The organism is Microbacterium sp. 71-36 (assembly GCF_001898305.1).
Classification (GTDB): domain Bacteria; phylum Actinomycetota; class Actinomycetes; order Actinomycetales; family Microbacteriaceae; genus Microbacterium.
The window spans coordinates 1,608,168-1,632,924 of record NZ_MKTP01000001.1 but is presented as its reverse complement, the minus strand read 5'-3'; the positions used below and the strand labels follow the sequence as shown (position 1 = coordinate 1,632,924).

Annotated in this window: 20 protein-coding genes and 2 tRNA genes; 11 read left to right on the top strand and 11 right to left on the bottom strand. The window is 70.9% G+C overall.

Going from position 1 to position 24,757, the window contains the following annotated elements; all coding sequences use genetic code 11:
- The first annotated feature begins 13 nt into the window (after positions 1 to 13).
- Together BGO45_RS07815 and BGO45_RS07810 are read left to right on the top strand one after the other, a co-directional pair.
- Positions 14 to 652, top strand: a complete 639-nt coding sequence (locus tag BGO45_RS07815) for a response regulator transcription factor (protein ID WP_292692395.1) — start codon at positions 14 to 16, stop codon at positions 650 to 652.
- The gene (locus BGO45_RS07810; RefSeq protein WP_292692393.1) at positions 645 to 2,816 is read left to right on the top strand and encodes a hypothetical protein; all 2,172 of its coding nucleotides are present in this window, start codon (positions 645 to 647) and stop codon (positions 2,814 to 2,816) included. Before BGO45_RS07815 ends, BGO45_RS07810 begins: the two co-directional genes overlap by 8 nt.
- On the opposite strand, the gene BGO45_RS07805 is transcribed toward BGO45_RS07810, so the two are convergent.
- Together BGO45_RS07805 and BGO45_RS07800 are read right to left on the bottom strand one after the other, a co-directional pair.
- Positions 2,756 to 4,309, bottom strand: a complete 1,554-nt coding sequence (locus tag BGO45_RS07805) for a carbohydrate-binding protein (RefSeq protein WP_292692391.1) — start codon at positions 4,307 to 4,309, stop codon at positions 2,756 to 2,758. The genes BGO45_RS07810 and BGO45_RS07805 overlap by 61 nt on opposite strands.
- Positions 4,306 to 6,363 carry a glycosyltransferase family 2 protein gene (locus BGO45_RS07800; protein WP_292692389.1) on the bottom strand — a complete coding sequence of 686 codons (2,058 nt, stop codon included), beginning with the start codon at positions 6,361 to 6,363 and terminating at the stop codon, positions 4,306 to 4,308. The genes BGO45_RS07805 and BGO45_RS07800 overlap by 4 nt, the downstream gene beginning before the upstream one ends.
- 322 nt (positions 6,364 to 6,685) lie before the next feature.
- Here BGO45_RS07800 and pheA point away from each other — a divergent pair, with 322 nt between their 5' ends.
- Positions 6,686 to 7,648 (top strand): prephenate dehydratase, encoded by a 963-nt coding sequence (gene pheA / locus BGO45_RS07795; RefSeq protein ID WP_292692386.1) that lies wholly within the window; start codon positions 6,686 to 6,688, stop codon positions 7,646 to 7,648.
- A 181-nt stretch (positions 7,649 to 7,829) separates the two neighbouring features.
- Here the strand turns inward: pheA and BGO45_RS07790 are convergent, their stop codons facing one another.
- Positions 7,830 to 8,888 (bottom strand): LLM class flavin-dependent oxidoreductase, encoded by a 1,059-nt coding sequence (locus BGO45_RS07790; RefSeq protein WP_292692384.1) that lies wholly within the window; start codon positions 8,886 to 8,888, stop codon positions 7,830 to 7,832.
- A 95-nt stretch (positions 8,889 to 8,983) separates the two neighbouring features.
- On the opposite strand from BGO45_RS07790, the gene BGO45_RS07785 reads away from it, so the two are divergent.
- Both BGO45_RS07785 and BGO45_RS07780 read left to right on the top strand, forming a co-directional pair.
- On the top strand, positions 8,984 to 9,262 hold the full coding sequence (locus tag BGO45_RS07785; protein ID WP_292692382.1) for a hypothetical protein: 279 nt from the start codon (positions 8,984 to 8,986) through the stop codon (positions 9,260 to 9,262).
- Between the two features lie 123 nt (positions 9,263 to 9,385).
- Entirely contained in the window at positions 9,386 to 9,811 is a 426-nt protein-coding gene (locus BGO45_RS07780; RefSeq protein ID WP_292692381.1) for an Asp23/Gls24 family envelope stress response protein, read from the top strand.
- 59 nt (positions 9,812 to 9,870) lie between these two features.
- On the opposite strand, the gene BGO45_RS07775 is transcribed toward BGO45_RS07780, so the two are convergent.
- Both BGO45_RS07775 and BGO45_RS07770 read right to left on the bottom strand, forming a co-directional pair.
- A complete protein-coding gene (locus tag BGO45_RS07775; RefSeq protein ID WP_292692379.1) occupies positions 9,871 to 11,241 on the bottom strand; it encodes a deoxyribodipyrimidine photo-lyase in 1,371 nt (456 codons plus the stop codon).
- A gap of 124 nt (positions 11,242 to 11,365) precedes the next feature.
- The gene (locus BGO45_RS07770) at positions 11,366 to 12,646 is read right to left on the bottom strand and encodes a diacylglycerol kinase family protein (protein WP_292692377.1); all 1,281 of its coding nucleotides are present in this window, start codon (positions 12,644 to 12,646) and stop codon (positions 11,366 to 11,368) included.
- Between the two features lie 118 nt (positions 12,647 to 12,764).
- On the opposite strand from BGO45_RS07770, the gene serS reads away from it, so the two are divergent.
- Positions 12,765 to 14,033 (top strand): serine--tRNA ligase, encoded by a 1,269-nt coding sequence (gene serS / locus BGO45_RS07765; RefSeq protein ID WP_292692375.1) that lies wholly within the window; start codon positions 12,765 to 12,767, stop codon positions 14,031 to 14,033.
- Positions 14,030 to 14,929 (top strand): HAD family hydrolase, encoded by a 900-nt coding sequence (locus BGO45_RS07760; RefSeq protein WP_292692372.1) that lies wholly within the window; start codon positions 14,030 to 14,032, stop codon positions 14,927 to 14,929. The genes serS and BGO45_RS07760 overlap by 4 nt, the downstream gene beginning before the upstream one ends.
- On the opposite strand, the gene BGO45_RS07755 is transcribed toward BGO45_RS07760, so the two are convergent.
- Entirely contained in the window at positions 14,926 to 16,179 is a 1,254-nt protein-coding gene (locus BGO45_RS07755) for a DUF2254 domain-containing protein (RefSeq protein WP_292692370.1), read from the bottom strand. The genes BGO45_RS07760 and BGO45_RS07755 overlap by 4 nt on opposite strands.
- 64 nt (positions 16,180 to 16,243) lie before the next feature.
- Positions 16,244 to 18,070, bottom strand: coding sequence for a DUF4012 domain-containing protein (locus BGO45_RS07750; protein ID WP_292692368.1), 1,827 nt, complete (start codon positions 18,068 to 18,070; stop codon positions 16,244 to 16,246).
- Between the two features lie 298 nt (positions 18,071 to 18,368).
- Here BGO45_RS07750 and BGO45_RS07745 point away from each other — a divergent pair.
- The 3 genes from BGO45_RS07745 (at position 18,369) to BGO45_RS07735 (ending at position 20,134) form a co-directional block, all read left to right on the top strand.
- Positions 18,369 to 18,456, top strand: a tRNA-Ser gene (locus BGO45_RS07745).
- 208 nt (positions 18,457 to 18,664) lie between these two features.
- Positions 18,665 to 19,951, top strand: coding sequence for an LCP family protein (locus BGO45_RS07740; RefSeq protein ID WP_292692366.1), 1,287 nt, complete (start codon positions 18,665 to 18,667; stop codon positions 19,949 to 19,951).
- Positions 19,952 to 20,045: 94 nt separating this feature from the next.
- Positions 20,046 to 20,134: transfer RNA gene (locus tag BGO45_RS07735), tRNA-Ser, on the top strand.
- A gap of 38 nt (positions 20,135 to 20,172) precedes the next feature.
- Here BGO45_RS07735 and BGO45_RS07730 read toward each other — a convergent pair.
- From BGO45_RS07730 to BGO45_RS07720, 3 genes are all read right to left on the bottom strand, one after another.
- Positions 20,173 to 20,562 carry a DUF2510 domain-containing protein gene (locus BGO45_RS07730; protein ID WP_292692364.1) on the bottom strand — a complete coding sequence of 130 codons (390 nt, stop codon included), beginning with the start codon at positions 20,560 to 20,562 and terminating at the stop codon, positions 20,173 to 20,175.
- Between the two features lie 160 nt (positions 20,563 to 20,722).
- On the bottom strand, positions 20,723 to 21,559 hold the full coding sequence (locus BGO45_RS07725; RefSeq protein WP_292692362.1) for an alpha/beta hydrolase: 837 nt from the start codon (positions 21,557 to 21,559) through the stop codon (positions 20,723 to 20,725).
- 178 nt (positions 21,560 to 21,737) lie between these two features.
- Complete coding sequence (locus tag BGO45_RS07720; protein WP_292692360.1) at positions 21,738 to 21,938, bottom strand: hypothetical protein; 201 nt, start codon at positions 21,936 to 21,938, stop codon at positions 21,738 to 21,740.
- A 203-nt stretch (positions 21,939 to 22,141) separates the two neighbouring features.
- On the opposite strand from BGO45_RS07720, the gene poxB reads away from it, so the two are divergent.
- A complete protein-coding gene (poxB, locus tag BGO45_RS07715) occupies positions 22,142 to 23,875 on the top strand; it encodes a ubiquinone-dependent pyruvate dehydrogenase (protein ID WP_292692358.1) in 1,734 nt (577 codons plus the stop codon).
- A gap of 55 nt (positions 23,876 to 23,930) precedes the next feature.
- Here the strand turns inward: poxB and BGO45_RS07710 are convergent, their stop codons facing one another.
- Complete coding sequence (locus BGO45_RS07710; protein ID WP_292692356.1) at positions 23,931 to 24,746, bottom strand: helix-turn-helix transcriptional regulator; 816 nt, start codon at positions 24,744 to 24,746, stop codon at positions 23,931 to 23,933.
- Positions 24,747 to 24,757 lie beyond the last annotated feature (11 nt).

The following is a 24,757-nucleotide window of genomic DNA, read 5'->3' as shown; positions in this document are numbered from 1 at the left end:
ACCGGGAGGGCCGGTGAGACGTATCGGGATCGTCGACGACCACGATCTGGTCGGACTGGCCCTGCGCAATCTCGTCGACGTCGCTCCGCAGCTGTCCTTCGCCCGGCACGAGCACACGGTCCCCGAGATGACGCGGCTCGCGCGCGACGCCGACCTCGTCCTGCTCGATCTGAGTCTGCGCGACGGCAGCACGCCGCAGGACAACGTCGATGCGTTGCGCCGGTGGGGTGCGCACGTGCTGGTGCTCACCTCCGCGGAGAACCCGTTCCTCGTCCGCGAGGCGTCGCGCACCGCGGCCCTGGGGATCGCACGGAAGTCGTCGCCGAGTGTCGACCTCGTCGCCGCGCTCCTCGACGCGTCCGAGGGGCGGCACGTCCCCACCGCCGAGTGGGCGTCGGCGTTGGACTCCGACCCACGGCTCATCGCCGCGCCCCTGACGGAGCGGGAGCGCGAGGTGCTCTCGCTGTACGCCTCGGGGATGGGGGCCCGCGAGGTCGCTGCGGCGTTGTGGGTGACGGAGAACACGGTGAACGATCACCTGCGTCGCATCAAGGGCGTGTACCAGCGTCTGGGGCGTCCCGCCGCGAGCAAGGTCGACCTGTATCGACGTGGGATCGAGGACGGGTTCCTCCCCGTGCCGCGTCGTGACTGAGTCCGTCGCCGCGGACGCGGCCGTCGAGGCGACCCGGCGCGCGCTGATGCTCGCGGTCGCGGTGTCGATCCTGGCCTCGGCGACCATCGCCGTCCTCGTGGTCTCGACGGTCAACGATGCAGCCGCCCCGCCGTGGTGGTCGGACTGGACGATCGCGGCGTTCGCCGCGCTCGCGTTCGCCGGTGCCGTGGGGCCGTTCCTCGGGTCGTCGGTGGGGCGCCTCATCGCGGGCATCGGGGCCGTCGCATTCGCGGCCGCGGTGATGGTGTATCCGGCGGCGGGTCTCGCCGCCGTCGCCGCGGGACAGGAGGGGACCGTCCCGTGGCTGTTGACCGCGGTGTCAGCGCCGTCGCTGGCGATCCTCGTCGTGGGCGGGTGGAGGTGGACGGCGTCGTTCCTCCTCGTCTGGACGGTCGTCGTCGTGCTGTCGCGTTCCCTCCTCGGCGGGTATTCGCTCACGGGCCTCGCCAACGACACTCAGGCGCTGCTGTCGGCGGTCACCACGTGCGCGGTCGCGGACGTGGCCCTCCGCACCGCCGTCCAGGTCGACCGCGCGGCCGCGCGGGCCGAGGCGGCCGCGGTGGTCGAGACGGAGGAACGGGCCCGACTCTCCGCGCGGTCCCGTGCCGCGGCCTTCGTGCACGACGAAGTGCTCGCGGCGCTGCGCGGCGTCGCCGAATGGTCCGCGGGAACCAGGGAGGCCGTCCTCCGTCAGGCCGCGCGCGCGACCGCGTCCGTGCGAGAGCATCCGCCGTCGCTGGACCTCGAGGCCCGGGTCGCCGACCTGGCGGCGCAGGCGGGCGTGGCACTGGAGACGCAGCGGAGCGCGGGGGCGGCCCTGTGCTCGCCGGAGGTCGCCGATGCTCTGGTCGCCGCCACCGCGCAGGCGTTGCTGAACGCCCGGCGGCACGCGCCCGACGCCGACTGCCGCGTCCGGATCGTGTCGGACGCGACCGGCGGGTGGATCGAGGTCGTCGACGACGGCCCGGGCTTCCGACCCGAGAGCGTCGATCCGGGGCGGCTGGGTCTGGCGAAGACGGTGCTCGGGGTGCCGGCGGAGGTTCCCGGGATGCGGGCGGTGGTCGACAGTGCGCCCGGCCGCGGGACGCGTGTGCGGCTGGACTGGACCGTCGATCCGACGGCACCCGAACCGTCCGATGTCGACGGGTGGACGCTGCGTACGCGGGAGCGTGTCGTGGGGGCGATCTTCGTCGTCACCCAGACCGCGGTCGGCGTCGTCGCGGCCGTGCAGGGAGCGGGCGGCGCCGCGGTGTCGTTGGCGATGCTCGGTGTGCTGCTGTCGCTGACCGCCGTCGTGGGCGCGGCGCGTCCGCGGATCTCCCGCATCGGCGCCCTCGCGGTCGCGGCGGTCATGGGCGGGGCCGTCGCGTTCGGCCTGTGGGCGATCCCCGCCCCGATCACCTACGGGTCGGCGTGGTTCGTCACGGCGGCGGCGTTCGTGCCGGTGGCGCTGGCCCTGCGCGACCGCGGCGGGATCGCGCTGATCGGCGGCGGCATCCTGCTCGCCCTCCTGGTGGTGGACGCCCTTGTGCGTCCCGCCGATCTGCCGCAGATGCTCGGGATCGCCACCCGGGTGGCGACCATGGTCGCGCTCAGCACGGTCTTCGTGGCGATGCTGCGGCGGCTGCGGCGGTCGGCGGCGGTCCAGGCGGAGCGTCGTGTCGCGTCGGCGCGGCGCACGGCCTGGGATGCAGCCGCGCACGCCGAGCTCGTCGCCTACCTCACCGAGGTCGACGCTCACGCTCGGCCCCTGCTCGACCGGGTGGGGCAGATCGGCGACGTCACCGCCGCCGACCGGTCGGAGGCGCGCGCCGTGGAGGGACTGCTCCGGGACGGCTACCGCGCCGGTCGCCTGCACGGTCACGGGATCCCGGATGCCGCGAAGCAGGCGCGCCTGCGCGGCGTCGACGTCCTGCTCCTCGACGACGGGGGAGTCTCCGTCTCGACCGAGGAATGGGTTCCGGGGTTCGCCGCGCTCGTCCGGGAGCAGCTCGCGGCGGCGGAGCGCCGCGTCGTCGTCCGGGTGCTCCCCGCCGGACGAGCCGCCCGCGCGCACCTCGTCGCGGACGGCCGCTTGACGGTCTACCCCGCCGCCGCTCCCTCTTCGGCCGGGGTGTCCTCGATCGGCGTCCACGGCGAGTAGTCGCGGTCGAGGATCGAACGAGCCGGGCTCTGGCCGCGCGACCACCACCGAGCCTCGTACCCCGTGCCGTCGAGCAGCACGCGATCGCCCTGGTTGTAGAGCACGTCGGCCTGCCACTCGGGGTAGGTCCCCGCGGGGAGCTGCGGCAGACGGAACGGCTGATCGGATTCCAGTACCGGACCGAGGTAGCTCCATGCCGAGGCCGAGGTGTCCAGCATCGGGTCGTCGGGCGGTGTGCCGCCCTCGTTCCACCACTTCGAGACGTAGACGGAGCCGTGCCACACCACCTTGATGCCGCGCGAGTAGAAGGACGTCGAGCTCCAGACCGGGTAGGGACTGGTCTTCGGGTCGTCCGCGACGGTCGGCTTCTGCTCTCCCGCGCCGGTGGTGTCGATCGCGCCGAGGTACCCGTTCGAGAGGATGGCGGCGAACGACTCGCCCGCCTGCTCCACCCCGCTGCAGCGGGGCGAGACGGTGCCGGTGAAGGGGTAGTTCGACCCGCACGTGTGATCGCGGTTCAGCGACCACATCGACACGCGTGCCAGCCCCCGTTCACTGACGAAGGCAGTGAAGGCGCGTGCGTCATCGAGGGTGAAGACCTCCGACGGCACGTCGTTGCGCCCGACCATCGGCGTCGCGCCGAGGAGCTGGGCCACCCCGCCGGCGGGGAGATCCACACCGGCTGCGTCCCAGAGGTCGCTCAGCTGCGAGGCCGTGGCATCCAAGGCCCGTTCCGACACCTCCACGAGATCGCGCGGCTTCTCGATGCCGTAGTTCATGGTCATCGCGTTCACCCCGGCGACATGCACCCCGGCGTCGAGCATGCCGGCGACGAAGTCGCGACCGTCGGCGGTCAGCCCGTCGGGAGAGACGGGCAGCGTCAGCCACACCGCGAGCGGATCGTCCGCGGGGCGGTCGTCCTGGAGTCGGGCGACGGCGTCGGCTCGCCGCTTCCATCCCGAACGGTCGGAGAGCATGTCGCCCTCGATGTCGAGGTCGATCGTGTCGACCCGGTACCGGTCGATCACGGCGCCGTAGGCGGCTGCCGTGTCGGCGGCGCTCCCGCAGGCTGCGGCGAGCTCGGTGTTGAGGGCTCCGCCGAACGACACGACCACGGGCCGCCCTTCGCGGTGCATCCGCTCCACACGCCGGTCGAGGTCGAAGCGGGTCGCGGCGTCGTCGAGCGAGTACGTGCGTCCCCAGGTGGCGGTGCAGTCGGTCGCGGACGCCGCGACCACGAACGCGAGTACGGCGCCCCCGGGCGACGTGGCGAGGTCCGTCTGGGCGAGCTCCGCGCCTTGGTCGAGGGTCACGTCGTAGTAGCCGGCGAACCAGCGCTGATCCATCGGCGTTCCCGTGACCGGCAGGGTCAGCGGCGGGGCGACCGCGGCCACGCCGACTCCGACGAGGACGACTCCGCCGACCAGGCTGGCGGCGACGCGGAGCCACGACACGCGTCGCCCGCGGAACCGCCGCTGCGCGCGGGCGCTCACGCGTTCACCGGCTCGAGGTGACCGTCGTCGAGGACGCGGCGCCAGGCCGGGGCCTTCGCCTCGCTCGCCGTGGTCGCGCGCTGCTCGACCGGAACCCAGATCCACTCGAGCCAGCCGTTCCACAGATCGGCCACGGCGTTGCCGACCCCGATGAGACGGATCACGGCGCCGCTCACGCAGATCGCCGTGAAGAGGGCGAACGCGGCGGCGATCCACGACCCCTCCGAGAAGGAGCGGACGGCGACGATCACGGAGGCGACGGCGATCACGAGGGGCGCGAGCACGAGCAGCGCCCCCGCCGGCGTGCGTTCGCCGCGTTTCGGGGTCCGTGCGAAGGCGACGCGGTGTCCCGTGAACGCCTGCACGACCGAGCCGACCGTGCCCGCCAGGTTGACGGCGAGCAGCAGCAGGTTGAGGCCGTAGACGCCCACGATGTCCCGCCGCCGGTACCCGAGCACTTTCAGGTCGTGCGCCATCTCGACGAAGTAGGGCAGGGCGATGAGGACCAGGACGACGCTGACGAGGTCGCCGTTGAGCGGCACCACAGTGAGGAGCACGAGGAGACCCGCCGTCACCCACGCGATCGACCCGAGGTAGTTCATCCGCAACAGGAATCCCCAGACGCCCATCGGTCGTCCGGCCGACCGTCGGGCGGCGGCCGTGCGCCACAGCGCGGGGAGCACGAGCAGACCGCCGTTGGCCCATCGGCGTCGCTGGACGACGAGGGTGCCGAAATCGGGCGGCGTGGCGCTGTAGCTCAGGCGCTCCGGGTAGTTGACCAGCTTCCAGCCGTGCGAGATCACGTCGATGCTCGCCTCGGTGTCCTCGATGACGGTGCGCCCGCGCAGGAAGCGGACGACGGGCCGGCCGTCCACGGTGTCGATCGTCCGCAGGTCTGCCAGCGTCGCCCAGCGGATGACCGCGTTCGCCCCGACCCAGAACGTGGCGTCGAACGCGGTGAGCCCCTGGTGGACGAGGTGCTGCAGGTCGGTCGTCGCGCCGGCGAGACGCTCGATGGCGCTGCGGCGGCCCCGGTAGGACGAGTAGGGCGTCTGGATCACGCCGACCCGTTCGTTGCCGGGCTGCTCCAGGGCATGCACCAGGCGCGCGGCGTACTCGGGGAGCAGCATCGAGTCGGCGTCCAGTGTGATCACGGCATCGCAGTCGGGTACCTCCACGATGCGCTCCGTGCCGTCGAGGTCGTGCAGTCGATGGATGCCGCCGACCAGCGCCAGGTAGGCATTGAGGTTGCCGGCCTTCGTGGGCTCGTGCGACAGCTCCGAGAACCGCTTCCGCTCGAACATGTCCACGTCGGCGTCGAGGGTGCGCGCGAGACGTCGAGCGAGCGAGCGCACGCGGGCCGGGGACACGGCCTCGTCGCCGTCGTCGGATGCTTCCTCCAGAGCGGAACCCACGGCGGCGAGCTCGTCCGCGAGCGACCCGAGCACCCGGTCGGCGAAGAAGGCCTCGGCGTGGCCGTCGCGGGGCTCGAGGGCTGCGCGTTCCCGCATCCATCGCGCGACGGTGTCGTAGGCGGCGGCGACTGCCGCGCGGGCATCGGCGGGGGACGACTCCGCGACGGCCAGCGCGTCACGCGCGAGCTCGCGCGGCCCGGTCAGCTCGAGGCGGATCTCATCGATGATCGCGCGCGTGCGGGCCAGCCGGTCCCGGATCGCCGGATCGTCGGTCGGCGGGTCGTCGAGCAGCAGGACCACCCGCAGCTGCGGCACCTCCTGCAGGGCGACGGACCACAGTGCCATCCGCACATAGGCCGGATCCTCGCCGTACGAGGGCAGGAGCGCCAAGACCCGGAGGTCGCCGCGGTCGAACCTCTCGTCGATGTCGGCGCGGCGGGCGCGGCGGTGGGCGGCGAGCCTCGGCAGCGCTCCCACCCGCGCGAGCAGGTACATGCCGGCCGAGAACGTGAGCGCGGTCACCGAGACGAGGAACACCACCGTTCCGAGCAGGTGCCACACGTCCACGAGAGCGCCGCCACGCGAGAGGGTCACCACCACCGTGGTCATGTAGAGCAGCCACAGGGCGACGCACGTCACCAGTGCGACCCTCGACCGCACGATGCTGGCGGACGACGGACGGGGGTGGAGCGCTCCGGGCGTCGGTTCGACACGACCGCGGCGCGGGTGCCGGTTCGGGCGGGCACGTTTCATCGGTGATCGGGCTCCTTGCTCGCGGGTTGCTGAGGCACGCGGCGGTGGATCACCCACCTCGGGCAGGCGGGTATCGCTCATCGTGCCAATACCCCGGCGGTCCATGCGGCCGCATCGACCCCCTATTCCGGTGGTTCTCTTCACCCCCGAAATCGTCCGGTCCCCAGGTCGATCTCGTCCGTATCGCCGGGAGGACTAGGCTGAGCCGGTGCTGCCCGACACCGACACCGTGCCCGCCCGTCGTACCTACAGCTACTTGGGGCCCGCCGGAACGTTCACCGAGGCGGCACTGGCGCAGGTCCCCGAGGCCCGCGACCAGATCTGGCGCCCCGTCCGCAACGTCGCCGAGGCGCTCGCCGACGTCATCGAAGGCCGATCGGATGCCGCGATGATCGCGATCGAGAACTCGGTGGACGGCGGTGTCTCCACGACGCAGGACGCCCTCGCGACCGTGCCGGGACTGCGGATCGTGGGCGAGTACCTGGTGCCGGTGAACTTCGTGCTCGTCGGTCGCCGCGGGGCGACCCTCGCCGACGTCTCGCTCGTCGCGGCCCACCCCGTCGCCTACGGACAGTGCCTCGGCTGGCTGCGCGACCACCTCCCCGCGCACGCGCACCTGCCGTCCTCGAGCAACGTCGCGAGCGCCCTCGGCGTCCTGGACGGCTCGAGCGGAGCGGATGCCGCGATCGCGGCGCCCGGTATCGTCGCGCATCACGAGGTCGAGGTGCTCGCGGAGGAGATCGGCGACAACCCGAACGCGGTGACCCGCTTCGTCCTCGTCAGCCGGACCGTCGCCCCCGCGCCCCCGACCGGCGCCGACAAGACCTCGCTCATCGTCGAACTGCCCGAGGACCACCCCGGTGCGCTGCTGGAACTGCTCGAGCAGTTCGCGACCCGGGGCATCAACCTGAGCCTGCTGGCATCCCGTCCCATCGGCGACGCGCTCGGCCGGTACCGGTTCGTGATCGACGCCGACGGGCACGTGCAGGACGAACGAATGGCCGACGCGCTGCTGGGCCTGCGGCGTTTCAGCCCCAAGGTGATCTTCCTCGGGTCGTACGCGCGCGCCGACCGGGCGATCGTGCGCTACCCGCAGCGGTATTCCGACGACGTCTTCGTCGAGGCGCGCGACTGGCTGCGGGGCCTGCTCAGCGGCGAGCCCGACGCGTAGCCCGGCGTCGCACCGTCGGGGGCCTTCGCCGCACCGTCGGGGGCCTTCGCCGCACCGTCGGGCGGACTCTGTGCCCGACACGCCGCCCGTGCCTGCCGTTCACCGGCGTGTCAGGCACGAACTCCGCACGACGGCCCGCGGCGGGTCGGGGACGAACTCCGCCCGACCGCCGCGCCCGGACTCAGGCCGCGACGGCGGCGCTCTCCGCCACCAGCTCCAGCGTCTGCGCGCGTCCGCCCGCGGCGTCCAGCGCTTCGCCGTCGTACGCGCCCGCGACGGGAGAGAGCATGATCTCGTCGACGTCGTAGCGGGCCGCGAACTCGGCCAGCTGCGCGCGCACGTCGTCGCCGGTGCCGACGAACCACTTCTGGCGGCTGGATGCCATCAGCGACTGCGCCATCGCATCGAACGGGTCGGCCTTCGCCTGCTCGACCGTCTCGAGCGGCACGAGCGGGCGGTTGGTCCGCAGGCGCGCCATCATCCGCAGCTGCGGCAGCGCGCGCTCCTCGGCCTCCTCGACGGTGGGGGCGGCGACGACGTTCGCCGTGACGAACGTCCGTGGGCCGTCGCCGGACTCGTTCGGCTGGAACTGGTCGCGGTACAGACGCAGCGCGTGCTCGAGGCCCTCGCCGGCGAAGTGGTTCGCGAAGACGTAGGGGAGCCCGTACGACGCGGCCAGCTGCGCCGAGTAGTCGCTCGAGCCGAGCAGCCACACCTGCGGCATCCCGGATGCCAGCGGCGTCGCCTTCACCTGATACTCGGTGCCGGAGGTGAATCGCACCGTCGCGCCCTCGGGCGAGGTGAGAGCGAGGATGTCGGTCACGTGATCGGGGAAGCGCGAGACGTCGCTCGTCGCGCCCGAACGGTGCAGCAGCTGCGTGATCACGGGGTCGCTGCCCGGGGCCCGCCCGATACCCAGGTCGATACGGCCCGGGGCGAGAGCCTCGAGGGCGGCGAACTGCTCGGCCACGATGAGGGGCGAGTGGTTGGGCAGCATCACTCCGCCCGACCCGACGCGGATGCGGGCGGTGCGCGCGGCGGCCGCGGCGATCAGGACCGGCGGGGTGGTCGAGGCGACCGCGGGCATGTTGTGGTGCTCGGCGAACCAGTAGCGGCGGTAGCCGAGACGGTCGGCCCGCTCGACGAGGTCGAGCGACGCGGCGACGGCCTGCGCGCTGCTTTGGCCCGCGCGCACGGGCACGAGGTCGAGAACGGAGAGGGAGGGGATCGCGTCGTTCACCCCCGAGACAACTCGACGGCGGGCGGCGATATTCCGGTGGCGGAGATAGCGCAACCCCCTCGGCGTGAGAAACCGACCGACCTACCGTCGCCCGCATGAACGGGGGCAAGACCATGATCCGCACGCAGATGGCCGTCGGCGACACGGTCTTCGCGTTGGCGCAGGGACAGGACATCGAGGCGCTCAAGGCGAGGATCGAGAGCGCCGTCGACCGCGGCGGCCGGTTCGAGTCGTTCGTCGTCGTGGGCGATAGGGAGGTGAGCGTGTTGTTCTCCTCGCACACGTCCGTGCTGTTCTCGGTCGAGACTGTCGCCTTCGACGAGCGCGAAGACGGCGACGCCGACCTCCCGTACGGCGGTTTCTTCGACGAGTGACGCCGGCGCGCCCGGACGCTCAGGGTTCTCTCAGCCGATCTGCCGTGACGAACCCTGGCCCGAGCGCGTCTCCACTGTGACTTCGCGGAACACAGGGTTCCGCACTCACGGAAGGAAAGCGCAATGGCTGAGAACACCGCCACCACCACCCCCGCCACGGCCACGAAGAACGGCGGCTCGACCGTCATCGTGGATGCCGTCGTCGCCAAGGTCGCCGGTATCGCCGCGGCCGAGGTGCCCGGTGTCCACGCCCTCGGCGGCGGTGCGGCGCGCGTCATCGGCAACATCCGTCAGGCCGTCGGTGCGAAGGACTACGCCCAGGGCGTGAGCGTCGAGGTGGGCGAGACCGAGGTCGCCGCCGACATCGCGATCCAGGTCGACTACCCCGAGCAGCTGCAGCGCGTGGCCTCGAACGTCCGTGCCGCCGTGCACCAGGCGATCACCGAGCTCGTCGGCATGAAGGTCGCCGAGATCAACGTGACCGTGGTCGACGTCTTCATCCCGGGCGACGACGACGAGGACGAGGTCGCCGAGACCCGCGTCAACTGACGACTCCGTGGAAAGGGGCGTCGGCTTCGGCCGGCGCCCCTTTCGCGTGCCCGCCGGGCTCAGCCGCCGTGCCGCACCTTGTCGTACGCATCGAGCGCCCGCTGGCGCGTCTCCTTGAGGTCGACCATCGGCGCCGGCGCCCCGCCGTCGAGGTGCTCGGGCGCCCACTGCCGGACGTACTCGTCGTGCGGGTCGAACTTCTCGCGCTGCGTCTCCGGGTTGAACACGCGGAAGTAGGGAGCCGCATCCGCCCCCGATCCCGCGACCCACTGCCAATTGAACGGGTTGCTCGCGGCATCCGCGTCGACGAGGCAGTCCCAGAACCACTGTTCGCCGTGACGCCAGTCGATGAGGAGGTTCTTGGTGAGGAAGGATGCCGTGACCATGCGCACGCGGTTGTGCATGACGCCGCTGTGCCAGAGCTGCTTCATCCCGGCATCCACGACCGCGATCCCGGTCTCGCCGCGCTGCCAGGTCTCCAGGTGCGCACGGTTCAGTCGCGGCCAGGGGAACGCGTCGTACTGCGCGCGCCAGTTCTTCGTCGCGAGATCGGGGGAGTGGAACAGGATGTGCCACGCGAACTCGCGCCAGATGACCTCGGACAGGAAGCCGGTGGCCGATTCGGCGTGCTTCCCGGAGCCCCGGTGCTCGAGCGTGGCGTGCCACACCTGGTAGGGGCTGATCTCGCCCCAACGCAGTCGCGGCGACAGGTTCGAGGTCGCGCCGCCCGCGAACGCGTCACGTGAGAACGCGTAGTCGCCGAGGTCGTCGTCGAGGAACTCCCGCAGGCGCGCGAGGGCGGCGGGCTCGCCCGGCTCCCACGTCTCGCGCAGACCCCCGGCCCAATCGGGCTTCGTGGGCAGCAGGTTCCACGTGTCGAGATCGTCCGAGGCGGGTGCTTTCGACGTGCCCGGGATCTTCCGCGCCTCGGGGAGCGGGGCGCGGGGCGATGGCATCTTCTCCACCGCCCGACGGAACGGCGTGTAGACGCCGTACGGCTTGTCCGCGCCCGTGCGCACGGTCCAGGGTTCGAACAGCAGGTTCGCCGCGAACGAGGCGACCGTCACGTCGTCGCCGCGCAGCTTCTCCTTCAGTCCCGCGTCGATCTCGCGCTCGGGGCCGCCATAGCGCCGGTTCCAGAACACCGCGCCCGCTCCGGTCTCCTCGACCACGGCGGGCACGATCTCCGCCGCGCGGCCGCGGCGCAGCACGAGGGTCGACCCGCGTTCCGCGAGGCGCTCGGCGAGGGATGCCAGCGAGTGGTGCAGCCACCATCGCGCCGCCCCGCCGATCGGGCGCACGCCGTCGGACTCCTCGTCCAGCACGTACAGCGCGATCACCGGCTCCCCGCGGTCGAGCGCCGCGCGCAGCGCCGGGTGATCGGTCAGTCGCAGGTCGTCACGGAACCAGACGAGGGACGGAGAAGCCATGCAGCGACGCTATCCAGCCTGCGGTTCGCGCTGCCGGGCTTGACAGTCCCGCGCGCGCCTCTCGTCCCGTCGTGCCCGCGCTCGGGTGCCCGGGCCGCCAGACGGGCACGGCACCGACGCGCGACTACAGCGTGGACGTGTCGTGGCCGGCGGGGAGGTTCACCTGCAGACCGCCCTCGATCACGCGGGCGTAAATGCGGGTCGCCTCGCCGAACTCGTCGCCGTCCAGCTCGATCGGCTGTGCGGGGGCGGTGGCGAGTTCGATGCCGGTGCCGCGCAGGTAGCGCACCGACGAGTCGCGGCGGCGCTCGAGCACCCGGCGCCCGGCGCGGAACCGACGCAGCACCGAGTTGTCCCACCAGATCTTGCGCCAGACGCCCAGCCACCCGAGCGGACCCGTCGGCTGGATCACGGCGACGTCCAGGATGCCGTCGGCGATCGACGCGTCCGGGATCAGCGCGACGCCGCCGGGCAGCGCGCCGCAGTTGGCGAAGAGCACGCTCTGCACCTTGGCGGAGTGGAGGCGGTGCCCGTGCCCGTCCTGCTGGTACATGACGCGGAACGGTTTGGCGTTCACCAGGGAACGCGCGGCCCCGTCGACGTACGCCACCCAGCCCACGGACTTCTTCAGCTCGGGGCGGGTGTTCTGGATCATCGCGGCATCCAGGCCCATTCCGGCCATCACGACGAAGCCGTGCTCCTCGACGGTCCCGTCGGCGCGGCGGATCCGGGCGATCCCGGTGTCGGTCGCGTGCACCTTCCCGTCGAAGGTGGCGCGGATCATCGCGTCGGCGTCGTCCAACGGCAGGTTGAGGTTCCGGGCGAGGAGGTTGCCGGTGCCGCTGGGGACGATCGTCAACGGGATGCCGGTGGAGGTCAGGGCCTCGGCGACGGCGCGGACGGTGCCGTCGCCGCCGGCGACGAGCACGGCATCCACATCCTCTTTGAGGGCGGCGCGGGTCGCGAGGTCGCCGAGGTCGTCGACGGTCGTCTCGTAGAACAGGGGTTCGGCCCAGCCGGCCTCGGCGGAGAGCTCGCTCACGCGGGGGCGCAGGACCTCGGGGTCGACCTTCGTGGGGTTGTAGACGAGGGCCGCGCGCTTCTTGTCGGTGGGCTCGGCATCCATCGGGGCGTCGTCGCCGTCGGGGGTGACGCGCACGGCCTCACCGGAGGTGCCGTCGGACGTGTCGGAATCGACGTCGCCGGGCTCGTGGATGACGTCGTCGGGCTCGGCCGCGTCCTTCGGATCGGGGTCGTCCACCGCGACCGTGTCCGGCTCGTCCTCCGCGCGAAGGCTTGCCGCGTGGAAGTCCTCGCCCGAGCCCTCCGATGCCGCCCGGTCCTTCTCGGCCTCGGGGGAGAGGGGGGCGTCCGCGTCGTCGCGCGGTTCTTGAGGGTCGGCCATGGCATCCACCATAGGACCGGAACCGTTTGTCCCCTCCCGCGGATTCTCGGGGTTGACCGGCGCCGTCCCGACGCCCATAGCGCGGATGCCGCACCCGACGCGACCGTAGGATGGACGCGTGATCGACCTGACTCTGCTGCGTGAAGATCCCGAACTGGTGAAGCGCTCCCAGATCGCGCGCGGGGAGTCGCCGGACTCCGTGGATGCCGCGATCGAGGCGGATCGCGCGCGTCGCGCCGCGATCACGGCCTTCGAGGAGCTGCGCGCGGCACAGAACGCGCACGGCAAGAAGGTCGCGCAGGCTCCCAAGGAGGAGAAGCCCGCGCTGGTGGCCGAGGCCAAGGAGCTCAGCGAGAAGGTCAAGGCCGCGCAGCACGCGGTGACCGCGGCCGAGGAGGCCGCCGAAGCGGCGCTGGGCAAGATCGAGAACATCGTCATCGAGGGCGTGCCGGCCGGTGGCGAGGAGAACTTCGTCACCCTGCGCACGCACGGTGACGTCCCGACATTCGACTTCGAGCCGCTCGACCACCTCGCCCTCGGCGAGAAGCTCGGCGCGATCGACATGGAGCGCGGCACGAAGGTGTCGGGGAGCCGCTTCTACTTCCTCACCGGCATCGGGGCGCGCCTCGAGCTCGCGCTCATGACGCTCGCGCTCGACCGGGCGCTGCAGGCCGGCTTCACCCCGATGATCCCGCCGACGCTCGTGCGGCCCGAGGTCATGCGCGGCACCGGCTTCCTCGGCCAGCACGCCGACGAGGTCTACCACCTGCCCAAGGAAGACCTCTACCTCGTCGGCACGAGCGAGGTGCCGCTGGCCGGGTACCACATGGACGAGATCCTCGACCTCGAGCGCGGGGCGAAGCGCTACGCCGGCTGGTCGACCTGCTACCGCAGCGAGGCCGGGTCCTACGGCAAGGACACCCGCGGCATCATCCGCGTGCACCAGTTCAACAAGCTCGAGATGTTCGTCTACACCGACCCGGCGGATGCCGAGGCCGAGCACGACCGTCTCGTCGCGATGCAGGAGGGCATGCTGCAAGACCTGGGGCTCGCCTACCGCGTCATCGACGTCGCCGCCGGCGACCTCGGATCCAGCGCCGCGCGCAAGTTCGACATCGAGGCGTGGGTCCCCACGCAGGATGCCTACCGCGAGCTGACGAGCACCTCGAACTGCACCACCTACCAGGCGCGTCGCCTCGAGACGCGCTTCCGCCCGGCCGACGGCGGCAAGACGCAGCCCGTCGCGACGCTGAACGGCACGCTCGCCACCACGCGCTGGATCGTCGCGCTGCTCGAGACGCACCAGCGCGCCGACGGGTCGGTGGCGGTGCCCGAGGTTCTGCGGCCGTACCTCGGCGGCCTCGAGGTCATGGAGCCGATCGCGTGACCGACGAGGCCGCCCTGCCCCGCACCGGTGACGTCGACGCCGCGCCGCAGCAGGACGCGGCCGAGGTCGTCGCGGATATCGCACGCACCGCCCCGGTCGGGCGCATGCTCATCGCGCTCGACATCGACGGCACCGTCCTGCTCGAGGACGAGTCGCTCAGCCCCGGAGTCGTGGATGCCGTGCGCCACGCGCAGGACGCCGGGCACGAGGTCATGCTCGCCACCGGGCGCAGCTGGGACAGCACCCACACGGTCATGGGACGCCTCGGCATCCACCCCGAATACGCCGTGTGCTCGAACGGCGCCATCGTCATGCGGCGGATCGGCGGGCCGGATGCCACCGACTACGAGCGCGCGCACGTCGAGACGTTCGACCCGACCGAGGTCCTCACGCTGCTGGGCGAGCATCTGCACGATGCGCACTTCCTCGTGGAGCTGCCCGACGGGCAGCGGCTGTTCACCGACTACCTCGACGACTGGAACCTCCAGGGCGCGAACAAGGTGACCTTCGCCGAGCTGTCGCACCAGCCGGTGTGCCGCGTGGTCGTGGTCGCTCCCGAGAAGACCGACAAGGACTTCCTCCAGCTCGTCGAGCGCATCGGCCTCACGCAGGTGTCGTACGCGATCGGTTGGACCGCGTGGCTCGACATCGCGCCGCAGGGTGTGAACAAGTCCACCGCCCTCGAACTGGTGCGCGAGTGGCTCGGCATCCCTCCCGAGAACGTGCTCGTGATGGGCGACGGACGCAACGACATCGAGATGATGCAGTGGGCGGTCTCGCACGGCGGCCGCGCCATCGCGATGCAGCAGGGCCCGGCCGAGGTGCACGCCGCCGCCGGCGAGGTGGGCCTGTCGGTGTCGGACGGCGGCGTCGCCGCGGTGCTCCGCGCGCTCTAGCCCAGCGCCCACGCTTCGCGCATCGCGCTCTTCAGCACCCGGGTGTCGTCTCGGTCCAGGGCGCGACGGCTGCGCGCGAACGCCGCGCGAGCGGCATCCCGGAACACGTCCGCGTGCGCGGGCGCGCTCGCGGCGAGCGAGGCAAGGCACTTCTGCAGTCGGATCTGCACTTCGACGACGGACGCGCCGTCGCGGGCGAGCGGCCGGAAAGCGTCGGCGACGAGGTCGTGCAGGCTCGCGGGGACGAGCGAGACGTGCGGGTACGCGACGTCCTTCTCGCGTTCGATCGCCAAGGCGCGTGCGAGGATCCGCTGCAGCGCGGCGATCACCTCGATCGCCGTCCCGGGATCGTTCGTCGAGGGTGAGAGCGCGCGGCTGCCGATCTCAGCGAGGGCGATGATGCCGAACCGCGGGTCCTGCTCGTACGTGCGATGGTGCTCGATGCGGAAGGCACCGCGCACCGCGGCGGTGAGGTCGTCGTCCACGGGACCGGAGAGGTGGACGAGGGGCGTCCGAGCGTCGGCGATACGGCCGGGTGTCGCGGTGACGTAGATGTGGACGCCGTGCTTCTCGGCGATGCTGTCGAGCGCCGGGACGTCGAGGTAGGTGACGTATCCCACTGCCTGGGCCCGGATGGTGTGTGTGTCGGAAGGGATCGCGGTGAGAGTGCGAGCCCCGAGCGTGGGTGAGGCCGCGTGCGCTTCGAGCGCCGTGGTCGCCGCCTTCTCCACCCGATCGATGACGTCCGCCATCCGCCCGAACGTCGACAGGTGCGAGATCCAGCGCAGCAGCGTGAAGACGACGATCGCGATGACGACGAGCGTGCCCACGAAGAGGATCGTTCGACCCTGCTCGGTGTAGTAGCCCGTCGACAGGGCCACGATCCCGACGAGCGAGTAGGTGAACGCGCCCACGAACGTCGACACGGCATTCTGCGAGGTCGTATCGGCGATGAGGAGGGGAGTCGATCGCGGCGTCGCCGTCGTGGTGGCGGACGAGAAGGCGGTCACCATCGCCGTGACCGAGAACGTGCTGACTGTGAGCATCGCCGTGGCGATGATCTGCAGCAGGGATCCGACGGCGTTCTGGCCGAGGTCGATCGAGATGCTGAACGGGAGCAGCGGACCCACGAGGCCCGCGACCAGGGCGATCCCGATCCCGACCACAGTGAACAGCGCGGCGCGAACCCACACCTGCCGTCCGAGTCGGAGGAAGAAGGATGCCAGCGACCCGCCGCCCGTCATCGTCATCCCTCGACGCTAGACGGTGCCTGCGCGGTGAGATCGCCTCTTGCGGCGCGCGCCCTCCGCGGGGTCAGCCGATCTTCGACAGCAGGATGTTGTCCGATCCCTCGGGGCTGCGGAACAGCGGGGCGCAGTTCGCGTCGATCGTGACCTTCGTGTCGTTCGCGCCGGGGGTGTGGCGCAGCTCCAGCGGACCGAGGTCTCCGTCCGGCAGCTTCACGGTGTACGAGACGGTGCGTGTGGCCCCCTCGGGCAGCAGCAGCGTCCGGCTCACGGCGGGGTTCGAGTGGTCGGACCCGGAGCGATCGTGGAACGTCGAATCCCAGCGGTCGCCCTCGTCGGGATCCGTGGAGACGATCTCCCCGCCCGGCGGGGCGAAGAACAGCACGTCGAGCATCATGGTGCGCAGGTCGATCCCGCGTTCGATGTTGCGCAGTCCCAGGGTGTAGCCGCTCGTGATGGCATCCGTGATGCTGTTGTGCAGCTCCATCGACACCGTCATGGTCCGGTCGTCGGCGTTGCACGTCGCCCACTGCGAGTAGGTCAGGTGATACTCGAGCTTCCCGATCGAGTAGTCGTTGAAGTAGATGCCGAGCTGTGTGGACGAGGTGTTGTCCTCCTGCAGGGTGCCGTCCAGACCGTACTGCTTCGAGAGGGCTTCCAGGCCCGGGTCGTCGAACCAGGCGTAGATGCGCCCCTCCTGGGCGCTGCGCACGACCTGGTTCCACATGGTCCCGACGTCCCACTGGCGCCCGGTCAGCTTGGAGAACATGCCCGCGCTGATCTCGCTGAAGTAGCGGTCCATGGCCCCGTTGTCGATGCCGTACCGCTCGTACGGTTCGCTCATGAGCTTGGAGCCGGCGTTCTGGGCGTCGACGGTCTCGCCCGAGGCGAGGGTGATCGGGCCGGTCGCTTCGAGGAGGTGGGCCAGGACGATCGGATCGATGGAGAACGCACCGTCGAAGGTCGGCTTGTCGGTCCACTCGCGCGTCTTCTGGAACAGTTCGACAGCGGTCGGGAAGTCCGGGGACATGTTGAAGTTCGACGACCAGTTCGTCATCTCGGGCGGGTAGAGCTGGCGCGTCTGGGCGGGGAGGCGGAGGAGCGACCCGTTCACGGTGTCGAAGCCCCGCGACGGCAGATCCACGTACATGAGGTCGGTGCCGGTGTCGAGGCTGAGCATGTCGACGTTGCCGTCATCCACCTTCAGCACCAGCCACTGGGCGACTCCACCCCCGGTCGCCCGGATCTCGGCCGGCGTCTGGATCATGACCTGGTACAGCATCGGACGCTCGGCGCCCGCGGCGCGGAGGATCTCGGGGAGGTGCTGCTCGACCGTCGTCAGGATCGGGGTGGCCTGCTGGATCATCGTCTGGAGCTGGTCGATCGGCGCGGAGATCTGGGGGAGGACGCCCGTGCGGTCCATGCTCGAGGCGATGCGGGATGCCTCGTCGAACGACGTGAGCACGGTCGGGATGACCGTACCGGCGTGGAGGAACGGTCGGAGGTTGATCCCGTTCCCGGTGCTGTCTCCGCCCGACGCGGCCATCACGGTCATCACCGGGGGGATCGACTGCGACGTGATCGTGTGGGCGATGTCGGTGACGGCGCGTACCGCCAGGACGTTCGTGCGGGCCGCCGGGATCTGCGCCGCGAGATCCCAGAGCGGGTTCTGCGCGGTGTCGTAGGCGCGCTGTGCCCGGGCGACGATGTCGCCGCCGGATCGTTGGATGCCGTCGATGTCGCCGTTCGCCGCGGCGCGGACGAGTTCCTTCGACTGCGCCAGGGCTCCCTCGAGGTCGTCGCGCACCTGGAGCACCTGCCAGGCGAACGCGCCGGCGGCGACCACCAGGGTGAGGGCCACGACGGAGAGCGGACCGCCGAGGAGAGCCGCCACGACGGCGGCCTTCCGACGCCACCGTTGTGGCGCGGTCTCGGCGGCGGCGTGCCGCGCGAACGGTTTCCTCGACGTCGGGGCGTCGGCTCCGCGGGGGCCGCGGGGTGCACGAGCGCTCGTCCGTCTCGTAGCGCCGGTCTCCGCTCGCGTCCCCCAGGTCACCGGCAGATCGTAACGGCACGAGGTGACAGATCGCCGACAGCCTCGTGAACGGCGCCGCGAAGCCACCGAGGGGCGCTCGACCGGATCGTGGGCGTTCGCGTGGGGTCGTGCGCGGCTGGGTAGACTCGCACGATCGGGAGGGTTGTCCGAGCGGCCGATGGACCTGGTCTTGAAAACCAGTGGGCAGAGATGTCCCGTGGGTTCGAATCCCACACCCTCCGCCACGAAGGAATGCGGGCCCCAGCGGGGGGGTTCGCGTTCCGTCGTCATAACCGGATGACGGGAACGCGAACGGAGTAGGGCCCGCGTCCACTCGCCACACCGTTCGTTCACGCACTTTTCAGGTGTCGGTCCTTAAACTCGTCCCGACCTGCGCTTCGTCGCGGTCTCGGCGTGCCGTCCCGTGGCATCCGTCCTCCCGAAAGGACCCGAGTGAGCAGAACCACGACCCCGCGCGGGCGCAGGACGATCGCGCGTCACGGGCGCCTGCGTTCCCTCGGTCCGCTGGGACAGTTCTTCCGGGCGCTCGCCGTCGCGATGGCCGTCGTCCTCGTCGCCGGCGCCGGGGTGGCCGCGTACGCCGTGTACGACCTGTCGTCGAGCTTCACCGCGGACGCGGTCGATCTGCCCGACCAGCCCGCGGTCCCGCCGGACATCGGCGAGCTCAAGGGCGGCGTGAACCTGCTCATGGTCGGCACCGACGAGTGCGAGCCCGACTTCGCGCAGTACTTCGGCGACCGGTGCAGCGGGGCGGACTCCGAGGGCAACCTCAACGACGTCAACATGCTCGTGCACATCTCCGACGAGCCCCGCCGCGTCACGGTGATCTCGTTCCCGCGCGACCTGATGGTGCCGATCCCCTCGTGCACCGACGCGGACGGCAACGTCAGCTCGGCGATGTCGAAGCAGCAGATCAACAGTGCCTTCATGTACGGCGGCCTCGGTTGTGTCGTCTCGACGATCTCCGAGCTCAGCGGCCTCCAGATCCCGTTCGCAGCCAAGGTCAGCTTCGGCGGCGTCATCAACATCACGGATGCCATCGGCGGCGTCGACGTCTGCATCGCCAACGGCATCAAAGATCAGTACACCGGAATCGACTGGTCCGCCGGCATGCGCACCATCAAGGGTCTCGATGCGCTGCAGTTCCTGCGCACCCGCCACGGCGTCGGTGACGGCGGCGACCTGGGGCGCATCTCGAACCAGCAGCAGTACATGTCGCGACTGGTCTCGAAGCTTCGCAGCGAAGAGGTGCTGTCGAACCCGGCGACGCTGTACAAGCTCGCATCCACGACGCTGCGCAACGTCGACCCGTCCACCTCGCTCACCAACCCGCTGACGCTCGTGCAGATCGCGATGGCGGTGAAGGACGTTCCGTTCAACGAGATCGTGTTCGTGCAGTACCCGACCTACACCGATCCGTCCGACCCGAACCGTGTCGTCCCCGACCGCGAGGCCGCGGATGCGCTCTGGTCGGCGCTCGCCGCGAACCAGCCGATCCAGCTGTCCGGCAACCTCAGCGACGGCAACGGCGTCGTGGTCGACGAGAACGCCACCCCGGCACCCGCCGCGACCGACGCGCCGGCGCCGACCGACGCGCCGGCCCCGACCGACGGGGCGACGCCCACTCCGGAACCGTCGTCGAGCGTCATCACGCTGCCGTCGGAGATCGCCGGCCAGACCGCCGCGCAGGCCACCTGCTCGAACGGAAACGTCCGCTGACCCCGGGGCGTGCCATCCCGATCCCCGGATTCGGATGCCACGCCCCGACCGGCTACTATGGTTCGGTGTGCTCGCGCCTCGGCGTCGATCACCTGGAGACGTCGCATAGTCAGGCCTAGTGCACCACCCTGCTAAGGTGGAGTCCCCGTAAGGGGACCGAGGGTTCAAATCCCTCCGTCTCCGCACGAAAGGCCCCGGTTCGCCGGGGCTTTCGTCGTTCCTCAGGTCGCGCGCTCGAACACCATCGTCGCCTGGATACGGTCGCCTCCGCCGAAGCCGGTGCTTCCGGACGAGGAGGTCGTGATGGTGTGCAGGCGGAATCCGAGGGCTGCCTGCCGATTGATGACGTTCTCGAGTTCGGTGAGGTTGCCCGAACCGGTGCCGAAGAACTTCTCCTTCAGTACGACCTGCAGGACGACGTAGTTCCATCCGTTCTGCGCCGGTCGCGGCTGAGCTCCGGCGACGGCGTCCGCTTGCGCCCGGGCGATGAAACCCTCGATACCGGGCTGAGGAGGAGCCGGCGCCTGGTACTCGTCGGTCCACTGCTGACCGTCCCACCATCGCATCCGGCCCGAACCGTCGTCGTACCAGCCCGCCTGTGCGTCCGCCATCGGACTCCCCCTTCGCCCGTCGCCGTCCGGTCTCCGCGTCCGCGGGCCTGCGACGGCGCTGCCCCGAGTCTGGCGGCATCCCGTCGCGAGAGCAACGCGAACGGCGCACCCGGGAGAACCCGAGTGCGCCGTTCGCGCGTGAGCCGGTTGGGCTCGCCGGTCACGCCTGGATGAATGCCAGGATGTCCGGGTTGATCACATCGGCGTGCGTGGTCAGCATGCCGTGCGGGTAGCCCTCGTAGATCTTGAGGGTCGAGTTCTGCAGCAGTTCGTGCTGCAGGAGCGCGGCGGCCTTGTACGGCACGACCTGGTCGTCGTCGCCCTGGAGCACCAGCACCGGGACCGTGATGGCCTTGAGGTCTTCGGTCTGGTCGGTCTCGGAGAACGCCTTGATGCCGAGGTAGTGGGCCTGGGCGCTGCCGGTCATGCCCTGGCGCCACCAGTTGTCGATCACGGGCTGGGAGGGGGTGACGCCCTCGCGGTTGAACCCGTAGAAGGGACCGGATGCCACGGCCTCGAAGAACTCCGAGCGGTTGGCGGCGAGGGCCTCGCGGAAGCCGTCGAACACCGACAGCGGAGTGCCCTCGGGGTTGCTCTCGCTCTGCAGCATGATGGGCGGGACGGAGGCGACGAGCACGGCCTTGGCGACGCGCCCCTGCGGCTCACCGAACTTCGCCACGTAGCGGGCGACCTGTCCGCCGCCGGTGGAGTGACCGATGTGGATGGCGTTGCGCAGGTCCAGGTGCTCGACGACGGCGGACGCGTCGCTGGCGTAGTGGTCCATGTCGTGACCGGTGCCGATCTGCGAGGACCGGCCGTGACCGCGCCGGTCGCTGGCGATGACGCGGTAGCCCTTGTCGAGGAAGTACAGCAGCTGCGCGTCCCAGTCGTCCGACGACAGCGGCCAGCCGTGGTGGAACATGATCGGCTGGGCGTCCTTGGGGCCCCAGTCCTTGAAGAAGATCTCCGCGCCGTCTTCGGTGGTGACGAATCCCATGATCGAACCTCTCGTGTGATGGATCCGAGCGCTGCTCGGGGTGTGGGTGGGTCGCTCGCCATCCGGGTCCGGGGCCGAGCGCGTTCACGATAACCAGGACGGTCCCGCGGCGTGCTTCGACATTTGTCTGATCTCTTCGCACACCTGGACGGGCTGTCGGATGCCGGCGGCGAGCGCCTCAGTAGTCGTCGTGGTTCTCGCGGACGATGTCGAGTCGCGTCTCGTCGTCGGCCCATTCCGCGAGCGCTGTGCGCAGTTGTCGCTGGAGCCAGGCCGCCGGAAGCAGGGCGCCGTCCCGCTCCAGATCGTCGAGGCGCGCGAGGCGTTCGTCGACGGAACCGGTGAGGTCGGGCAGAGCGGGGGTGTCGCTGTGGGTCATGGGAGCTCCGTTCTCTCCCCGCGGGTGCCGGGTGCGCCCGCGGTGACCCGAGGGTAGGCGTCGCCCGCGCGACGACGGTTCGACGGATGTCGAAGGGTGGGTCGTCCGGTGTCCGAGTGCCGGGCGCGTGAGCCGACGTAGCCTCCTTCCCGGCGGGCACGCGCCGTCGCCCGCCGCCCATGATCGCTGAGCCGGAGGGTGAGATGAACGTCGCCGAAATGATCGTCGAGACGCTGCACCGAGCAGGGGTGGAACGGGTGTGGGGGCTCCCCGGCGATTCCTTGAACGCGTTCACCGATGCCTTGCGTCGCGACGGGTCCCTCGACTGGATGCACGTCCGCCACGAGGAGTCGGCGGCTTTCGCGGCGGCGGGGGAGGCGGCGATCACCGGTCGGCTGGCCGTCGTGGCCGGCAGTTGCGGCCCGGGAAGCCTCCACTTCCTCAACGGTCTCTACGACGCCCAGCGCTCCCGCGTCCCGGTCCTCGCGATCGCCTCGCACATTCCGTCCGCCGAGATCGGCAGCGGGTACTTCCAGGAGACCCACCCCCAGGAGCTCTTCCGCGAGTGCAGCGTGTACGTCGAACTCGTCGGCAGCCCCGAGCAGATGCCGTGGGTGCTGGAGGCCGCGATGCGCGCGGCCGTCGAGAAGCAGGGCGTCGCCGTGGTGGTCGTCCCCGGTGATGTGTTCTTCGCCCGGGCCGCGGATCGCCGACCCAGCGCCCCGATCGTCGCCGCGGCGTCGCACATCGTCCCGACCGACGGGGCGCTCGCCGCCGCGGCCGAGGTGCTCGACGCCGCCGAGAACGTCACGATCCTCGCCGGTGCGGGGGTCGCCGGCGCCCACGCCGAGGTGCTGGCCCTCGCCGAGCGGTTGAAGGCTCCGATCGTGCACGCGTTCCGTGGCAAGGAATGGATCGAGTACGACAACCCGTTCGACGTCGGGATGACGGGGCTCCTCGGCTTCTCGTCCGGATACCGCGCCATGGAGCACTGCGACGCGCTGCTCATGATCGGCACCGACTTCCCCTACCGGCAGTTCTACCCCTCCCGCGCCAAGGTCGTGCAGATCGACCTTCGCGGCGAGCAGCTGGGCCGTCGCACGGCGATCGACGTCGGTCTCGTCGGCGATGCCGCCGACACCGCGCGGGCGCTGCTGCCGCTTCTCCGCGACGATCGGGACGACCGGCACCTCCGGCGCAGCCTCGACCACTACCGGCGGGCGCGGACGGGCCTCGACGATCTGGCCGACGACGACGGCCGGCAGCCTCTGCACCCTCAGTTCGTGGCGCGCCTCGTCGACGAGCTGGCCGCCGACGACGCCGTGTTCACCGCCGACGTCGGCACGCCGGTCATCTGGGCGGCGCGCTACCTGCGGATGAACGGTCGCCGACGCCTCATCGGATCCTTCACGCACGGATCCATGGCCAACGCGATGCCGCACGCGCTCGGTGCGCAGGCGGTCGACCGCGACCGACAGGTGATCGCGTTGGCCGGGGACGGCGGCATCGCGATGCTGCTCGGTGACCTCCTCTCGATCCGTCAGAACGACCTGCCCATCAAGATCGTCGTCTTCGACAATTCGGCTCTCGACTTCGTCGAGGTGGAGATGAAGGCCGCCGGTATCGTCAACGCCGGCACGGACCTGCAGAACCCCGACTTCGCCGAGGTGGCCCGGGCGATCGGCATCCCGGGCTATCGCGCGACAACCGGAGAAGAGCTGCGTTCCGCGCTCGCCGAGGCGTTCGACCGACCCGGACCCGCGCTCGTCTCGGTCGTCGTGGCACGCCAGGAGTTGGCGATCCCGCCGACGATCACGGTGGAGCAGGCGAAGGGGTTCGCCCTGTTCGCGCTGCGCACGCTGCTGTCGGGGCGCGGCGATGAGCTGATCGACCTCGCCGACACCAACGTCCTGCGGCGGCTGCTCTACCGCGACTGAGCGCGGCGTGCGCCGGCATCCGTCGCCGATCTCGGGAGCCGGCGGCCGTCGAGTCTCAGGCGGCGACGACGGACGGCGCAGTGAGGAGCGCGAAGACCTCGGCCGTCACCGAGCCGGGCGTGGCGAAGTACATCGTCACGAAGCAGCCCGGGTGCGCGGGGGGAGTGAAGTTCTGCACACCGATCTCGAGCTCGCCGAGATCATCGACGCGCGCCGACAGTCGGAACGTCGAGGGCTGGGCGACCTCGTGCAACGCCCACAGGCGCGGGAAGTCGGGGTCGTCGGCGAGCTGCGCCAGCAGTTCCCGCACGCGGGGGGAATCGGGATCGGCGTGGAATCGGAACGACGCGATGGCGTCGCGCGCCACTCGCTCCCAGTCGCGCACCGACTGACGGGACTCGGGGCGGAAGGTCTGCAGAAGCGCGTTGCGGCCCGGCGCCAGGTCGCCTCCCGAAAGGGCGAGCATCGCGTCGTTGGCGGCCAGGATGTCCAGGGCGCTGTCGGTCACGTAGGCGGGGCAGGCCGGCCACTGCTCGAGCAGTACCCGAAGGCTCTCCGTCGTCTGCGCGGTGACAGGGCGGGCGGGGCTGGCGGCGCCGCGGGCGAGTCGGTGGAGATAGTCGGCGTGGACGGCATCCATGCGCAGAGCCCGGGCGAGCGACTCGGTCACCTGGTCGGAGGGGCGGGTGACGCGCCCCTGCTCCAACCGCACGTAGTACTCGAGACTGATTCCGGCCCGGGCCGCCACTTCGTCGCGTCGTAGCCCCGCGACGCGCCGACGACCGTCGCGTTCGACGCCGAAATCCTCGGGTACGCATGCGGCGCGACGGGCGGCGAGGAAGACTCCGAGGGGCGAGGAGCGACGGGCCATGTGATCCTCCG

What these genes read in the sequence shown, in the direction of transcription:
- BGO45_RS07785 (WP_292692382.1), top strand. Translation starts at nt 8,984, where the DNA reads ATGAACGGGGGCAAGACCATGATCCGCACGCAGATGGCCGTCGGCGAC.
- BGO45_RS07780 (WP_292692381.1), top strand. Translation starts at nt 9,386, where the DNA reads ATGGCTGAGAACACCGCCACCACCACCCCCGCCACGGCCACGAAGAAC.
- BGO45_RS07775 (WP_292692379.1), bottom strand. Translation starts at nt 11,241, where the DNA reads ATGGCTTCTCCGTCCCTCGTCTGGTTCCGTGACGACCTGCGACTGACC.
- BGO45_RS07770 (WP_292692377.1), bottom strand. Translation starts at nt 12,646, where the DNA reads ATGGCCGACCCTCAAGAACCGCGCGACGACGCGGACGCCCCCCTCTCC.
- BGO45_RS07755 (WP_292692370.1), bottom strand. Translation starts at nt 16,179, where the DNA reads ATGACGATGACGGGCGGCGGGTCGCTGGCATCCTTCTTCCTCCGACTC.
- BGO45_RS07730 (WP_292692364.1), bottom strand. Translation starts at nt 20,562, where the DNA reads ATGGCGGACGCACAGGCGGGCTGGTACGACGACGGTTCGGGCCGGATG.
- BGO45_RS07725 (WP_292692362.1), bottom strand. Translation starts at nt 21,559, where the DNA reads ATGGGATTCGTCACCACCGAAGACGGCGCGGAGATCTTCTTCAAGGAC.
- BGO45_RS07720 (WP_292692360.1), bottom strand. Translation starts at nt 21,938, where the DNA reads ATGACCCACAGCGACACCCCCGCTCTGCCCGACCTCACCGGTTCCGTC.
- poxB (WP_292692358.1), top strand. Translation starts at nt 22,142, where the DNA reads ATGAACGTCGCCGAAATGATCGTCGAGACGCTGCACCGAGCAGGGGTG.
- BGO45_RS07710 (WP_292692356.1), bottom strand. Translation starts at nt 24,746, where the DNA reads ATGGCCCGTCGCTCCTCGCCCCTCGGAGTCTTCCTCGCCGCCCGTCGC.